General features: G+C 45.6%; 13 protein-coding genes. All 13 read right to left on the bottom strand.

The genetic code is table 11. The features are described from left to right. Nucleotides 1-14: 14 nt before the first annotated feature. The 13 genes from dnaE to frr all read right to left on the bottom strand — a co-directional run bounded on the left by dnaE (nt 15) and on the right by frr (nt 15,433). Nucleotides 15-3,485, bottom strand: a complete 3,471-nt coding sequence (gene dnaE / locus H595_RS0102920; protein WP_027669846.1) for a DNA polymerase III subunit alpha — start codon at nt 3,483-3,485, stop codon at nt 15-17. After that, nucleotides 3,482-4,081 carry a ribonuclease HII gene (gene rnhB / locus H595_RS0102915; RefSeq protein WP_027669845.1) on the bottom strand — a complete coding sequence of 200 codons (600 nt, stop codon included), beginning with the start codon at nt 4,079-4,081 and terminating at the stop codon, nt 3,482-3,484. Before rnhB ends, dnaE begins: the two co-directional genes overlap by 4 nt. Beyond that, nucleotides 4,059-5,222 carry a lipid-A-disaccharide synthase gene (gene lpxB, locus H595_RS0102910; protein ID WP_027669844.1) on the bottom strand — a complete coding sequence of 388 codons (1,164 nt, stop codon included), beginning with the start codon at nt 5,220-5,222 and terminating at the stop codon, nt 4,059-4,061. The genes rnhB and lpxB overlap by 23 nt, the downstream gene beginning before the upstream one ends. After that, nucleotides 5,222-5,992 carry an acyl-ACP--UDP-N-acetylglucosamine O-acyltransferase gene (gene lpxA / locus H595_RS0102905; protein ID WP_027669843.1) on the bottom strand — a complete coding sequence of 257 codons (771 nt, stop codon included), beginning with the start codon at nt 5,990-5,992 and terminating at the stop codon, nt 5,222-5,224. Before lpxA ends, lpxB begins: the two co-directional genes overlap by 1 nt. Before the next feature lies 1 nt (nt 5,993). Beyond that, on the bottom strand, nt 5,994-6,446 hold the full coding sequence (fabZ, locus tag H595_RS0102900; protein ID WP_027669842.1) for a 3-hydroxyacyl-ACP dehydratase FabZ: 453 nt from the start codon (nt 6,444-6,446) through the stop codon (nt 5,994-5,996). Between the two features lie 14 nt (nt 6,447-6,460). After that, nucleotides 6,461-7,513 (bottom strand): UDP-3-O-(3-hydroxymyristoyl)glucosamine N-acyltransferase, encoded by a 1,053-nt coding sequence (gene lpxD / locus H595_RS0102895; protein ID WP_027669841.1) that lies wholly within the window; start codon nt 7,511-7,513, stop codon nt 6,461-6,463. Beyond that, entirely contained in the window at nt 7,513-8,031 is a 519-nt protein-coding gene (locus H595_RS0102890) for an OmpH/Skp family outer membrane protein (RefSeq protein WP_027669840.1), read from the bottom strand. Before H595_RS0102890 ends, lpxD begins: the two co-directional genes overlap by 1 nt. 23 nt (nt 8,032-8,054) lie before the next feature. Then, entirely contained in the window at nt 8,055-10,529 is a 2,475-nt protein-coding gene (bamA, locus tag H595_RS0102885) for an outer membrane protein assembly factor BamA (RefSeq protein ID WP_027669839.1), read from the bottom strand. Between the two features lie 26 nt (nt 10,530-10,555). Next, complete coding sequence (rseP, locus tag H595_RS0102880) at nt 10,556-11,911, bottom strand: sigma E protease regulator RseP (protein ID WP_027669838.1); 1,356 nt, start codon at nt 11,909-11,911, stop codon at nt 10,556-10,558. Further along, nucleotides 11,911-13,104: a 1-deoxy-D-xylulose-5-phosphate reductoisomerase gene (ispC, locus tag H595_RS0102875; RefSeq protein WP_027669837.1), complete on the bottom strand. Its 1,194-nt coding sequence runs from the start codon at nt 13,102-13,104 to the stop codon at nt 11,911-11,913. The genes rseP and ispC overlap by 1 nt, the downstream gene beginning before the upstream one ends. Then, on the bottom strand, nt 13,104-13,967 hold the full coding sequence (locus H595_RS0102870) for a phosphatidate cytidylyltransferase (protein ID WP_027669836.1): 864 nt from the start codon (nt 13,965-13,967) through the stop codon (nt 13,104-13,106). The genes ispC and H595_RS0102870 overlap by 1 nt, the downstream gene beginning before the upstream one ends. A 5-nt stretch (nt 13,968-13,972) precedes the next feature. Beyond that, nucleotides 13,973-14,737 (bottom strand): polyprenyl diphosphate synthase, encoded by a 765-nt coding sequence (uppS, locus tag H595_RS0102865; protein WP_027669835.1) that lies wholly within the window; start codon nt 14,735-14,737, stop codon nt 13,973-13,975. Between the two features lie 138 nt (nt 14,738-14,875). Further along, the gene (frr, locus tag H595_RS0102860; protein ID WP_027669834.1) at nt 14,876-15,433 is read right to left on the bottom strand and encodes a ribosome recycling factor; all 558 of its coding nucleotides are present in this window, start codon (nt 15,431-15,433) and stop codon (nt 14,876-14,878) included. Nucleotides 15,434-15,486: the final 53 nt, after the last annotated feature.

Here is a 15,486-nt window from a genome sequence, read left to right as displayed (position 1 = left end):
CTGTCACTACCTAATTAATTAAATTCCAGTTCTATTGTTGCCAATTGCTTTAACTGGTGCAACAAAGCGTCGGCCGGCGTTACCCACCATTGTGTTCCTAGCTGTAGCACTACCTCACCCTCCTGGCGTTGATAGCGCAGCTTTACGGGGACGGTACCGGCATTAAACTCTCCCAGTACCTGCTGCAATCTTTGCAGGTAATTGTGGTCTATTTGCGCCGATTGTACAGTGATATTCAAGGATCTCAGAGATTTTTCCCGTACTTGGGTTATCTCGCTGACATCGCGGCCGGTCATTGTAAGGCCGCCATTAAAATCATCAAAGCTGACCTGTCCCGTTATCACCAAAATACGGTCTTTTTGTAACAGTTGTTCGAACGTTTCCAGCAAATCCGGAAAAAACCGTACATCTAGCCGCGCCGATTTGTCATCCAGGGTTACGATTGCCCAGCGTCGGCCTTTTTTGTTGATCATAATCCGCACTGACACGACGAGTCCGGCTACAGCAACACTTTGATCTTTCTTGGTCGGCTGTAGCTCAACTAAACGACAGTTTGCATAGCGTGGGATTTCATCCAAATAACGGTTTATTGGATGGCCGGTTAAATATAGACCTAGTGTTTCACGTTCACCTTCCAACCATACTTCATCTGGCCATACTGCAACCTGTTTAAACGCCGCTGCTGCATGCTCCGGCTCTGGGCTTAGTAAACCGAATAAATCATCCTGGCCCACTGCTTGAGCTTTAGCGTGTTGATCGGCTGCTTTCATCGCTTCTTCGAGCGTTGCAGAAAGCGCGGCGCGATGTGGCCCTAAACGGTCCATCGCACCTGATAAAATCAGTTTTTCTATCACGCGTCGGTTTAATTTTTTTAAGTCTACTTTGGCGCAAAAATCAAACAGGTCGCTAAAGCTGCCATGCTTATTACGGGCATCAAGAATGGCATCTATTGGGCCTTCACCCACACCTTTGATGGCACCGATGCCATACACAATATGCCCCTGCTCGTTTACGATAAATTTATAAACACCGGCATTTACGTCAGGCGGGATCAGTTTTAACTTCATCCGCTCACACTCATCAACCAGGGTAACAATTTTGTCGGTGTTATCCATATCTGCCGACATTACCGCCGCCATAAACTCAGCCGGATAATGCGCTTTCATCCATAACGTCTGGTAGGACACCAGAGCATATGCTGCAGAGTGCGATTTATTGAAACCGTAACCGGCGAATTTTTCTACCAGATCGAAAATCTTGATTGCCAGTTCAGGATCAATGCCGTTTTTTGCCGCTCCCTCTTGGAAAGTGTCACGCTGTTTCGCCATTTCCTCGGGTTTTTTCTTACCCATTGCCCGGCGTAATAAGTCAGCACCACCGAGCGAATACCCCGATAGCACCTGCGCAATCTGCATCACCTGTTCCTGATACAAAATAATACCGTAGGTAGGCTCCAGGATAGGAATTAAGCAGTCGTGCTGCCAGGTAGCGTCCGGATACGATATGGCTTCACGGCCGCGCTTACGATCGATAAAGTTATCTACCATGCCCGATTGCAAAGGGCCGGGCCGAAACAGCGCTACCAAGGCAATCATATCTTCAAAACAGTCAGGCTGTAACCGGCGGATCAAATCCTTCATACCGCGAGATTCAAGCTGAAATACCGCAGTAGTATCGGCTTTTTGCAGCAGATCGAAGCTTTTCTTATCTACCAGCGGAATGGCATTAATGTCTATTGGCTCGCGACCCTCTTTTTTCAGCCGCGTATTAGCCATGTTTACCGCCCACTGCAAAATTGTCAGCGTGCGCAAGCCTAAGAAGTCGAATTTAACCAGACCGGCGTATTCAACATCGTTTTTATCAAATTGAGTAACCGGATTATTGCCTTCGTCGTCACAATAAAGCGGGGAGAAATCGGTAATTTTAGTCGGCGCAATAACCACACCACCAGCGTGCTTACCCGCGTTACGGGTAACCCCTTCCAACTGGCGGGCCATATCTATCAGATCTTTTACTTCCTGATCTTGCTGATACAACTCCGGCAGCCGAGGCTCTTCTTTAAACGCTTGCTCCAGCGTCATACCTGGCGTAGGCGGAATTAACTTTGAGATCCGGTCAACAAAACCGTATGGATGCCCCAGCACACGGCCTACGTCACGAATAACTGCTTTGGCCGCCATGGTACCGAAGGTAATAATTTGCGACACGGCTTCACGGCCATACATGTCAGCAACATGGTCGATAACCTCATCGCGCCGGTCCATACAAAAATCGACATCGAAGTCGGGCATTGATACCCGCTCCGGGTTTAAAAACCGTTCGAACAGTAAATCGAATTCCAGCGGATCCAAATCGGTAATTTTAAGTGCATAGGCCACTAACGAACCGGCACCTGAGCCGCGGCCCGGCCCTACCGGAATATCATTGTCTTTACTCCACTGGATAAACTCCATAACGACCAAAAAGTAACCCGGAAAACCCATTTGGTTAATAACGTCAAGCTCAATTTGCAGCCGCTCATCGTAAGGCGCGCGTTTTTCAGTACGAAGTACTTCATCTGGGAATAGCTGCAGCAAGCGGTCTTCCAAGCCTTCGCGAGATTTCATCACTAAAAAATCGGCATCACTCATACCGCCAGTTGGAAATGCGGGTAGAAAATACTCACCTAAACGAATGGTGACATTACAACGTTTAGCTATTTCAACCGAGTTGTCTAATGCTTCTGGTAAATCGGCAAATAACTGCTGCATTTCATCAGCAGATTTTAAATATTGCTGATCCGTGAAGTTTTTGGGTCGACGCTTATCATCCAGGGTAAAACCATCGTGGATTGCGACACGAATTTCATGTGCGGGAAAGTCTTCAGCCTGTAAAAACAACACCTCGTTGGTGGCAACCAAGGGTAAGCCATGCTGTTCTGCCAAAGTAACGGCGTGTTGAATATAACGTTCTTCGTCTGGCCTGCCAGTACGGATTACCTCAAGATAAAACCGGTCAGGAAAATACTGCTGATAAAATGCCAGTAACTCACTAACACTTTGGTTGTTTTCCTTTAGCAGGGCCTTACCCAGAACACCGTCTTTTGCTCCGGACAGGACAATTAAGCCTTCGGCATATTCGGCTAGCCAGTGATGATCTATTTGCGGCTTTTCATCAACATGTCCACGCAAGTAGGCTTTAGAAATGAGCTGACTAAGATTCTGATATCCGGCATTGTTTGCCGCCAATAGCAAGATACGGCTACTTTCAGTGCCAAACAACGGATGCTGTACATAGCAGTCCACACCAATAATAGGCTTTATGCCAGCGTCATGCGCGGCACTGTAAAACCGAACCAAGCCACAAAAATTCATTTGGTCCGTTAATGCCAATGCCGGCATCGCCAATTTTTGCGCAGCTTTAACTATAGGTTTTACTTTGGCAACACCATCGACCATAGAAAAATCGCTGTGTACGCGCAAATGAATAAAGCCAGGAGCATTCATAAGCCGTGTTGCTCCAATAACAGGCGTACCGGTTTAAAACTGCGCCGATGCTCAGCTAACACGCCATGTTGCTTAATTGCAGCCATATGCGCAGCGGTGGGATAACCTTTATGGGCAGCAAAACCATATTCTGGGTGAAGCTGATGTAAAGCCTGCATTTCTGCATCACGGGTAACTTTAGCTAAAATAGACGCCGCACTAATTTCAGGTACCAGAGCATCCCCTTTTATCACGGCAGTTGCAGGCACACCGAAATCTGTAGTGCGGTTGCCATCAACCAGCACCCACTTTGGCCGAAGCGTTAATGCAGCCACTGCACGTTGCATCGCCAGCATCGTGGCATGCAGAATATTCAGCTGGTCAATTTCTGCCGGTTCAGCGCGGCCTAACGCCCAACATAATGCGTTGGCTTTAATAAGCTCTGCCAGCTCAAGCCTGCGTTTTTCAGACAGTTTTTTAGAATCATTTAAACCCATTATAGGTTTCGCTGGGTCAAGAATAACAGCAGCAGTAACCACAGCGCCAATGAGTGGGCCGCGGCCAACTTCATCAACACCGCAAATTAGCTGAACGTCAGGACGCTGATACAACATCATTATTTACTACCTGTATAATGGCTTGCGCGGCTTTAACACTGGCATCGCATTTTATGCTTTGATGAATTTGCTGATATTCGCTGAGCAAGGTATCGCGCTGTGACGTTAACAGCGGCGTCATTGCCGCCACCAGTGCTTGTGGCGTTACTTGGTGCTGCAATAGCTCTGTTACCATGCCCCGCCCTGCTAACAAATTGGGTAGGCTAAAATGGGCCAGTTTAACCAGCCGTCGGCCTATTTGATACGTTAGCCAATTAGCACGATATGACACCACCATCAGGCATTTTGCCAGCATAGCTTCTAATGTCGCTGTACCAGAGGTGATAAAAGTTGCATCCGCCGCCAACAATACCTGCCTGGCTTGGCCAATAAACAATTTAACATCTAAATCGGGGGCCAACTGTGCCTTAATCGCTTTGAATTGCTCAGCCTTTGCATCTGTAACCATATTACAAACAAACTGCAAATCTGGAAATTGTTGCTGTAATAATAATGCCGCGCTTAAGAAATCGGGTGCGAGTAATTTTATCTCGTTAGTTCGGCTACCCGGCATCAGTGCCAGCACCGCTTTTGTGCTATCCAGCCCCAGCTCAACCTTAGCTACCGCCTTATTTACCTCTAACGGCATGCTATCTGCCATGGTGTGACCGACAAAAGTACATGGTACCTGATATTTATCATAAAACGCTTTTTCAAAGGGCAGCAATGACAACACCATATTGGTGGCCGCCGCAATTTTAAATATACGTTTATGCCGCCATGCCCATACTGACGGGCTAACATAGTGCACTGTTTTAATGCCAGCTTGCTTTAATTGAAGTTCTACCGGTAAGTTAAAGTCTGGCGCATCAATGCCAACAAATACATCGGGCTTGTCGGCCATTAAGGTGGCAAGAATTTCACGCTTAACCTGTAGTAACCGACGTAAACGACCAAGCACTTCTACAATGCCCATTACCGCCAGCTCTTCCATATCAAAATGCGCGGTAAATCCCAGTGCCTGCATACGCGGCCCGCCAATGCCGTAGAACACTGCATCTGGGTGAGTAGCTTTAAGTGCCTTCATCAGATCGGCACCTAAAATATCGCCGGAGTGTTCTCCGGCGATAATGGCTATTTTAAGAGGTTTAGCTGCCTGCATCAGCGCACAATTCCCCTACTGGCATTAGCGATAAAATCAGTAAATACTTTAAGCTCCGGCACTAAAGCGGCTTTCTCTTCAAGCGCGGCTAAGGCTTCGGCTACGGTAAGGCCTTTACGATACACTTCTTTATACGCACGGCGTATTTCTAACAGCGCTTCGCTACTGTAACCACGACGTTTTAAGCCTTCCGTGTTAATACCTGCTGGCACACAAGGCGCACCGTGTACCATAAGATAAGGTGGCACGTCTTTAAGTACGATAGAGCCGCCACCACAAAAGCTGTGTGGGCCAATATGCACAAACTGGTGCACACCGGTCATACCACCGAGAATGGCCCAATCTCCCACATGCACGTGTCCTGCGGCTTGCGCACCACTAGCAAAAATAGTGTGGCTGCCAATTACACAGTCGTGAGCGATATGGGTGGTATTCATAAACAGGTTATGGCTACCGATTATGGTTTTACCCTGATCCTGAACAGTGCCGCGGTGTACCGAGCAACCTTCACGAAACACATTGTAATCACCCACGATCAACTCTGTGGCTTCACCTTTATACTTCTTATCCTGACAAGCTTCACCTATGCTGGAAAACTGGAAAAAGTGATTACCTTTACCAATAGTGCTAGGGCCTTTAATCGCAACATGCGATTCCAGGATACAGTCGTCTCCGATAACAACATCATGGCCAATATAGCAAAATGGGCCTACCTTGACGTTGTTACCTAGCTTAGCACTGGCTTCAATTACTGCGGTTGCATGGATCACGTTATAACTCTCTTCTGGCACACATCAACTCAGCTGAGCAGACAACCTGTCCATCAACTTTCGCTTCACCGTAGAACTTCCATATGTTGCGGCGCTCTTTTAAAAACTTCACATCTATTATCATTTGATCGCCAGGTACTACTGGCTTTTTAAAACGCGCTTCATCAATAGCCGCGAAAAGATACAATTCGTTTTCTGAGCGCTCTGTAACGGTTTTAAAACCAAGAATACCTGTGGCTTGAGCCATTGCTTCAAGAATTAATACGCCTGGGAAAATTGGCATCCCTGGAAAATGGCCGGTAAAAATGGGCTCGTTAATGCTGACATTTTTTACTGCGGTCAGGCTTTCACCCGGCGTGAAATCTAATACGCGGTCAATTAACAAAAATGGATATCTGTGTGGCAACAAGGCCATGATTTCCTGAACTTGAAGGCTGTTAAGTTGGTTAGCCAAAGCTATTCCTCTGTCTAGTGGTCAGTATCTTGTGCATTAAGCATATTTGCGAGCTGGCTTTCAAGCTGCTTTACTCGTTGATATAGTTGATCTATTTGGCGTAATTTAGCCGTATTTTTGCGCCAATCCAGATTACTGGTGGCAGGAATACCTGACGAGTATACTCCTTTTTCAGTAATTGATTTCATTACCATGGCCATACCAGTTATCTGAGCGCCATCACAAATGTCGATATGGCCATTAATACAAGCGCCACCACCAATTATGCAATAACGGCCAATCTTGGTGCTACCCGCGACTATTGAAGCACCGGCTATTGCTGTGTGGTCACCAATTCGTACGTTATGGGCTATTTGACATAGATTATCAATAATCACATTGTTGCCAATGATGGTGTCATCAATCGCGCCGCGATCTATCGTTGTGTTAGCACCTATATCTGAGTCATTTCCGACTCTAACCGTACCTGTTTGTGGTATTTTAAGCCAGTTACCGCGTTCATTTGCAAAACCAAAACCATCTGAGCCAATAACAGCGCCACTGTGTATGATGCAACGCTGGCCAATACTAACACCGTGTAAAATAGTAACATTCGGCCAAAGTTTACAACCAGCATCAAGGTGCACGCGCTCACCTATGACGCAGCCTGCGCCAATCTGTACATCAGCGCCAAGTACCACGCCTGCTGAGATAACGGCATTTGCACCAATCGCCACCCTTTCACCTAAAGTTACGCTAGGGTCAATTACAGCTGTAGCATGAATACCGCTTGCTATCTTTGGCGTGCTATCTAGTAATTGTGCCACCTTAGCAAAAGCGACATAAGGATCTTTTACCACCAATGCATTGACTGCCGGAGCTACAAAAGCAATATCATCTTGAGTAATCAGTACGGCTGACGCTGCTGTTGCAGTGAGAAACTTTCGATACTTAGCATTGGATAAAAAACTTATCTGGCCAGGACCAGCATTTTCAAGGGTGGCAATTGAAACGATGCTGCAAGCAGCATCGCCTATCAGCTGAGCATCTAAACGCTCAGCGAGTTCAGAAAGGATAAACTGTAGCATTATTTCGCTTTGCTAACCTGAGTCATAACCGCTTCAGAGATATCAAATTCAGGTTTGGCATAGACTGCTGCACCAGAGTTTAATACCATATCGATTTTTTCACGCTCAGCAACGACATCAATAGCCGTTTTAATCAACGCCAGCACTTTGTTGCGCTCTTCTGCCTGGCGTGTACGAATTTCTTCATCCAGCGGGCGCGCTAACTCTTCATACTGCTTGCGTTGGTTAGTAACAGCAACTTTCAGTTCCTCTTGTTGCTGTTCACTCATCGTTGGGCCATCACGACGCAGCTTTTCAATGTTAAAGCCAATATCTTTTTCCAACTTATTTACCGCTTCAATGCGATCAGAAAATTCTTTTTTAATCGTTTCCTGCATGGCAACAGCTTGAGGAATCTTAGCGGCTACGGCCTGCACATCAACATAAGCAATTTTCATTTCTTTGGCAGCAACAGTACCTGCCATTAATAAACCTGCTACTAAAATAATCGCCGATTTTACTGCATGTGTCTTTAACATCTTTTGTTCCCTATTTTTCTAATCTAGAAAGTTGTACCTATATTAAAACTAAAGTTCTCTTGCAAATCACCTTCTTGCTTTTTAATAATTTTCGCCAAGCTGAAGGTTAAAGGACCCATTGGCGAAATCCATTGTAACGATACACCAGCAGTGGCGCGAATCAAACCAGCATCGGCGTAATCTGCCAGTTTTGGTCTACGTTGGCTACTGGAAACCTGTGTTAATCCATCATATCTATTAATATCAAACTCAGTATCCCAGATATTACCTACATCAACAAAAAAACTGGTACGCACGGAATTGCGATAGTCGTCACTTAAAAATGGCGTAGGCGTTATCAACTCTAACGTAGCAATAGCCATAGCGTTGCCGCCTGTTGAGCGTTGTGATACATCATAAATATCATTTTCCGGTGTACTAGGAAAACTGCCACCATCGCCTGGCAATCCTGGTACTGAGGTTGCGCCTAAGATAACAGCATGCGGTCCGATGATCCGGCTTTCAAAGCCACGAATATTCTGGCCACCGCCATAGTAGTTTTCGGTAAACGGTAGCGTGTAATCGTAACCATTTTTACTGCCATAGCCATTACCGTACCCCACTTCAAGTTTCGATAAAAACGACCAACTATGATCAGTACTTAACGGAATATAGTTTCGCCCTTCAAACGAGGTTTTGAAGTATTTTAAGTCAGAGCTTGGCGCTGTAACTTTGATGTTTGCGCCCAGATAGTGACCTGCAGTTGGAAACAAACCACGGTTCAATGTGCTACGCACCCAGCCTGCAGACAATTCGTAGTTGGTAAAATTGTAGCCGCCGTCAGGGTTTTCCGCGTCAAGCAAGACCGCTCTGAAGTGGCGCAACTGATCGTAATCACTTATAGAGTTAATCTTGTTTACAACGTAATTAGCACCAAAATTTAACCGGTTATATTCGTTTATTGGATAACCAATACTGGCGCCAAAACCATAACGGGTATAGTCGTAAGCTTCAAGATTAGACGAACCGTAATCTAAATCGCTGTAAAATATCTGGCCGCCTAAACTCACACCGTCTAATGTAAAGTAAGGATCAGTATAAGAAAAGCTTAACGTTTTTTGATATTTATTGGTGTTTAAGTTTATGCCTGCACTGTTACCGCTACCAAGGAAATTTTCTTGTTGCACACCAATCTGGAAGGACAATCCCATATAGTCGCCATAAGAAATACCGGCATTAAAACTGCCTGAAGGTTGCTCTTTGACTGTAAAGCCAATATCAATTAAATCATCTTCACCTGCAACAGGTGCTGTTTCAAACTCAACTGACTCAATATAAGGCAGACGCTGAATACGCTGTTTAGATAACTCCAGCGAATCATTTGATAACCATGCACCTTCCATCTGGCGCAGTTCCCGGCGTAATACTTCATCCTTGGTCGTGCTATTGCCCATCATATTGATACGGCGCACATAGACACGTTTGCCAGGGTCAACGCTTATTGTCAACTCAACTTCTTTAGTATCATCGTTTACTTGCGGTATGGTACGTACCTTTGAGTTAGCGTAGCCAAACCGAGCCAGCAACTTAGCAATGCTCTCTTCGGTGTAAGTTACCAGTGCACCATTATAAAGCTGACCATCTTTTAACGGCAAAACCTGAGTAATAAATTCGTCTTGACCGATAAGATCACCAACAAATTTCACACCTTTGATGGTGTACTTTTCGCCTTCAGTCACGTTTAACGTGACATATACAGATTCTTTGTCCGGACTTACTGAAACCTGTTCAGAATCGATTCTAAACCGCAGATAACCGCGATCAAGATAATAACTCGTTATCTTTTCTATATCGCCGTTAAGCGTTTGCTTTTGATACCGATCTGATGACATAAATCGCCACCAAGGTAAGTCTTGTTGAGACTCAATATTTTTCAGCAGCTCTTCATCAGAAAACAGGGTATTACCTACAATGTTTATCTGCCGAACGGAGGCTGCATCACCTTCTTCAAACTTAACTTTCAGATTAACCCGATTACGCGGTAAATAAGTCACTTCAACTTCAACGTCAGCTTGATACTTACCCACACCGTGATAAAACTCAGTCAAGCCGTTTTCAATGCTTTTAAGTGTTGTCTTATCTAGTGGCTCGCCTACTTCGACTTTATTGCCGGACAAGCTTTCAATTAACTGCTCTTCTTTGATGTCTTTGTTGCCATCAAACTCAATCGCGTTAATCGTAGGCCGTTCACGCAGGCGATAAATAACGGTATTACCGTCGCGAAATACTTTGATGTCATCGAAATGACCCGCGCCATATAAAGTACGGATACTGCGAGACAGATTATACTCTGTAACGGTATCACCTACGTTGAAAGGCAAATTATTTAACGCCGCGCCAAGCGCTACGCGTTGCAGGCCTTCTACCTGAATATCTTGAACCGTAAAAGATTCTTCAGCAAGCACCGAGCTACTGGCCGAGGCAAGTAACATCGCAGCTACTAATCGGTTAATTGTCATTATTTGAACTACTTATGATTAGTTATTTACAAACGAGAAACGTCGTTGAGCAGCGCAATTCCCATTAACACCAGCAGGATAAGCGCACCAAACTTGAAACCTATTTCCTGTGTCTTTTCAGAGACAGGTTTACCGCGTATTAGTTCCAGCAGCATATACATTAAGTGTCCGCCATCCAGCACGGGAAGCGGCAACAAATTAATGACGGCTAAGTTAACACTTATCAGTGCTAAAAACGATAAAAAAGCTACCAAGCCTATACTGGCCGTGGCACCTGCTCCCTGAGCAATAGAAATAGGGCCACTTAAATGTTTTACCGACACATCTCCCGTCAGCAGCTTGCCAATCATGGCAAAACTTAACCGTGTCAGCTGCCAGGTGTGCGACACACCCGCGCCAATCGCAGCGAAAGCACCGTAACGCTGAGTGTAAAGTACGCCGGGTGGCCATTCGCTTACTTTAGGCGTAACACCGAGTACACCTTGAGAAAAACCATCGGAGGCTTGCACAAGCTCAGGAGTTGCAATTAGTGTTAATTCATTACCGTCTCGTGCAACGACAAGGCTTAACGCTTTTTCCGGTGCATTAGCGACAATCTGCTGAAACTGATTCCAATCAATGATGTCTTCATCTGCAATCCGCAGTATTTTATCATTGACTTGTAAACCGGCCCTTTGCGCAGCAGAGCCTTTGGCAACGCTGGCAATTTCAGTCAGCGCCTGTGGCCTTGCCAGGCCAAGGCCCAGGCTAGAGAATACACTTTGTCTCTCGGGATCAAACTGCCAGGCACGGATATCCAACTCAACGTTGTAACGTCGCTCAGTAACGATGTCTTTTAAACCTAATGTGATGGTATCGTCACCAATTTGTTCTACTAATAACAGATTCACACTACTAACATCGGTAGCTTGGTGCTGATTAACGGAGACAATCTGTTGTTGCGGCGAAATACCGGCATAAGCCGCAATAGATTGTGGCGCAACATTCTGAATAATTGGCCGCATGGTTTGTACGCCAACCATATACATTAGCCATAACACCACTATGGCAAAGATAAAATTCGCGGCTGGGCCTGCAGCAATAATAGCCATGCGTTGCCAAACCGTTTTATGGTTAAACGCCAAATTTTTAAACTGCGGTAATACCGGATCTACTCGTTCATCCAGCATGCGAACATAGCCACCAAGCGGGATTGCCGCAATAACAAACTCGGTTCCCTGCTTATCTCGCCAGCGCAATAATGCTTTACCAAAACCAATGGAAAAACGTTTTACTAGCACGCCATTTTTTCTCGCCACCCAAAAGTGACCAAATTCGTGCACAGTTATCAGTATCCCCAGTGCGACAATAAACGACATTAAATTCCAAATCGCACCGGACATTAAATTAACTTCCTCAGCAGTAATTGCGCTTGTTGGCGTGCATCTTCATCGAGCGCCAATATATCATCCAGTGTACTGACCCTAAAGTCAGCAAAATGTTCAAGACTCATTGAATTCAGTCGAGCAATATCGGTAAAGCGTATTTGCCCAGCCAAAAATGCCGCCACTGCTATTTCATTCGCCGCATTAAGTGCCGTCGTTGCGCCCTGACCATAAGCACAAGCAGCCATTGCAAGATACAGGTTGGGATATCGCTCAGGCTCAGGTTCAGAAAAGGTGAAATCACACATTTGTTTAAAATTTAATGGCGCTACAGGGCTGGCAATACGTTTTGGAAAGGCAAGTGCATGTGCAATTGGGGTGCGCATATCGGGTTGGCCTAACTGAGCCAATACTGACCCATCAGTGTACTGGACCATCGAGTGAATAATGCTTTGCGGGTGAATAACCACCTCGATATCGTCAGCTTTGCAGTTAAACAACCACCGTGCCTCAATAAACTCTAAGCCTTTATTCATCATGGTGGCACTGTCGACTGAAATTTTATGCCCCATACTCCAATTTGGATGCGCAATGGCTTGCTCTGGAGTAATGCCATTAAATTGGTTCAGCGGTGTATTGAGAAAAGGACCGCCACTACCGGTTAGCAACAGTTTGCTGATGCCATAATGTTTTAGCGTCTGGTCATGGGTATGCTGTTGTAAGCCTGGTGGCAAACACTGGAAAATAGCATTGTGCTCACTGTCAATTGGCAAAAGTGTTGCACCATGTTGCTTTACTTTGCTAATAAACAGCTCACCACTCATCACCAGTGCTTCTTTGTTTGCCAATAGAACCGTTTTACCTTGTTCTACGGCTGCCAGCGTCGGTAACAATCCTGCTGCACCAACAATTGCAGCCATAACAATGTCGGCATCCGGGTGCGCCGCTAACTGACACAGAGCATCTATGCCCGATAACACTTCTGTTTTGCACCCTGCCAATGCTAACTCAGTTGCTAATCTATTGGCGGCATCCGTATCAAGCATCGCAGCAAAACGTGGTTTTACTGCAAGACACTGCTGTAACAGCTTATCGGATTGCGTCGCAGCTGTCAGTGCTAAGACCTGATATTCGTCTGGATGAGCCGCTAGTACCGACAAAGTACTGACACCTATAGACCCGGTAGAGCCAAGAATAACGACCTGACGCATCAGTAAAAACCGCCAAAAACAGCCACGATAATCGCAAACAAGGGTGCTGTGGCCGTTAAACTATCAATACGATCTAAAATTCCGCCGTGTCCGGGTAAAAACGCACCACTGTCTTTTTTTCCGGCAACGCGTTTAAACATACTTTCGGTAAGATCACCAAACACCGATAGTATGGTCAGGAAAAATGCCGAAACATACCAAACCCAAAGTTGGGCCGGCCAACCTTGCAACTTAGCAACGACTGTCACAACAACAGCGACCAGTACCAAACCACCTAACATACCTTCCACTGTTTTACCGGGGCTAACGCGTGGCAATAACTTACGCTTACCAAATGGCTTACCAACGATATAACCGCCAATATCGGCCGCCCATACCAATGCAAGTAAACAGAATATTAACCAAGCACCGGTAAAAGTGGATGAGGTATAATCGGTTGAACGGATGAACAAAATAGCTGCCCAGGCTGGGATTAGCGTTAACCACCCCATTAAAGCTTTACCCCAATCACTTTTCGCCCAAAAAGTTTGACTTCCTGGGTAAGTGAGCACTAACACCACTGCCAGAATCCACCAACAAACGCCCGCTAGCAGCAAGCTACTTAACAATACATTGTGTTCTAGTGGCCAAAGTACTTGTGCAGGCAATTGCCAATACAACACACCAAAAATAACGGCGGTTACGCCAACATAAACAGCCCGCATGGCGTTGTTGGCTAAACTACAAAGACCACTCCATTCCCATGCCCCTAATAAAAACGCGCCTGAAATAAACAACGCAAACCCAGCCAGGGGCAAATAAAATACTGCCAATAATGCTAATGGCGCCAAAATCAATGCTGTAATAACCCGTTGTTTAAACAATCTCGTTATCCTTTACCTTGCGTCGCCAGTTGCCGGATTTGCTCACCGGTACAACCAAAGCGTCGCTCTCGGTTGACAAAAGTAGCTAGCGCTTCTGAAAATACCTGCTGATCAAAATCAGGCCATAAGGTTTCAGTAAACCAAAATTCAGCATATGCGGCTTGCCACAATAAAAAATTGCTAATGCGTAAATCGCCACCAGTTCGGATAAGAAGATCGACCTCCGCCTGATCATGCATCTGCACATGTTGAGCAAATAATTGCTCATCTATTTGTTCGGCGGCAAGTGCTCCCTGCTCTACTTGAATTGCCAGATTTCTTGCTGCATTGGCCATATCCCAACGGCCACCATAATTCGCTGCAATGTTTAATGTAAGTGCAGTATTATTGAGCGTAAGCTGTTCGGCTTTATTGATACTTAACCGCAATTTATCACTAAAGGGTGACAAATCGCCAACCACTTTCAATCTCACATTGTGTTTATGCAATGTTTTCACTTCACTTTGTAACACCAGCAGAAACAGCTGCATGAGCGTTGAAACTTCTTCATCAGGCCGGCGCCAGTTTTCACTACTAAACGCAAACAGCGTTAACGATTCAATGCCAAGCTCGCGACAAAAACTGACGCTGCGACGCACGGCTTCTACGCCTTTTTTATGCCCCCAAACCCGTGGTTTACCCTGCCGCTGTGCCCAACGACCGTTACCATCCATAATAATTGCCACATGCTTAGGCAAACTTTGCGGGTTGAGCTGCGTCAATGCAGTCATAACGTGCGACCTGTCCTTAACTTTAGAGAATCAGTCTGTGCTGATTTACTTTGTTGCTTGCAATACTAAACTGCCAAATAGAAAAAAGCGCCGTAAAGCCCAAGCGTCACGACGCTGATACATTAACAGAAGTGTAAATTACACTTCCATCAGTTCCTTTTCTTTATCAGCTAATACTTCATCAATTTTTTTCACAAAAATGTCGGTGATTTTTTGAATTTCTTCGGCTGCGCGGCGCTCATCATCTTCACTAATTTCTTTGTCTTTTTGCAGCGTTTTTAAATCAGCATTGGCATCACGGCGAATATTACGCACGGCAACACGGCCACCTTCAGCTTCGCCACGCACTAACTTAACCAAGCTTTTACGACGCTCTTCTGTAAGTGCAGGTAACGGCACACGAATGACCGTGCCAGCAGACATTGGATTTAACCCCAAGTCAGAGGCCATAATGGCTTTTTCTACTGCCGCCGCCATGCTCTTATCAAATACAGTAATGGCTAAAGTACGGGCGTCTTCAATTGATACGTTAGCTACCTGACGCAGTGGCGTATCACTGCCGTAGTAAGATACGGAAATACCGTCTAATAAGCTTGGATGGGCACGACCCGTGCGCACTTTAGTTAATTGTACTTTAAGCGCATCAACGCTCTTTTCCATCCGCACTTTGCTGTCTGTAATAATGTCGTTAATCACGATCTTTATCCTTGTTTATTCGTTGCTGCTGTTGCATGAAACTGTACTAAGCG

It is taken from the genome of Rheinheimera baltica DSM 14885, from assembly GCF_000425345.1.
GTDB lineage: Bacteria > Pseudomonadota > Gammaproteobacteria > Enterobacterales > Alteromonadaceae > Alishewanella > Alishewanella baltica.
This window is presented reverse-complemented; position numbering and strand designations above follow the sequence as displayed.

Bases quoted from the DNA above. Each gene is read 5' to 3' on its own strand.
- ispC (WP_027669837.1), bottom strand. From the start codon at position 13,104: ATGCGTCAGGTCGTTATTCTTGGCTCTACCGGGTCTATAGGTGTCAGT.
- bamA (WP_027669839.1), bottom strand. From the start codon at position 10,529: ATGACAATTAACCGATTAGTAGCTGCGATGTTACTTGCCTCGGCCAGT.
- H595_RS0102890 (WP_027669840.1), bottom strand. From the start codon at position 8,031: ATGTTAAAGACACATGCAGTAAAATCGGCGATTATTTTAGTAGCAGGT.
- uppS (WP_027669835.1), bottom strand. From the start codon at position 14,737: ATGACTGCATTGACGCAGCTCAACCCGCAAAGTTTGCCTAAGCATGTG.
- dnaE (WP_027669846.1), bottom strand. From the start codon at position 3,485: ATGAATGCTCCTGGCTTTATTCATTTGCGCGTACACAGCGATTTTTCT.
- lpxB (WP_027669844.1), bottom strand. From the start codon at position 5,222: ATGCAGGCAGCTAAACCTCTTAAAATAGCCATTATCGCCGGAGAACAC.
- rseP (WP_027669838.1), bottom strand. From the start codon at position 11,911: ATGTCCGGTGCGATTTGGAATTTAATGTCGTTTATTGTCGCACTGGGG.
- rnhB (WP_027669845.1), bottom strand. From the start codon at position 4,081: ATGATGTTGTATCAGCGTCCTGACGTTCAGCTAATTTGCGGTGTTGAT.
- lpxD (WP_027669841.1), bottom strand. From the start codon at position 7,513: ATGCTACAGTTTATCCTTTCTGAACTCGCTGAGCGTTTAGATGCTCAG.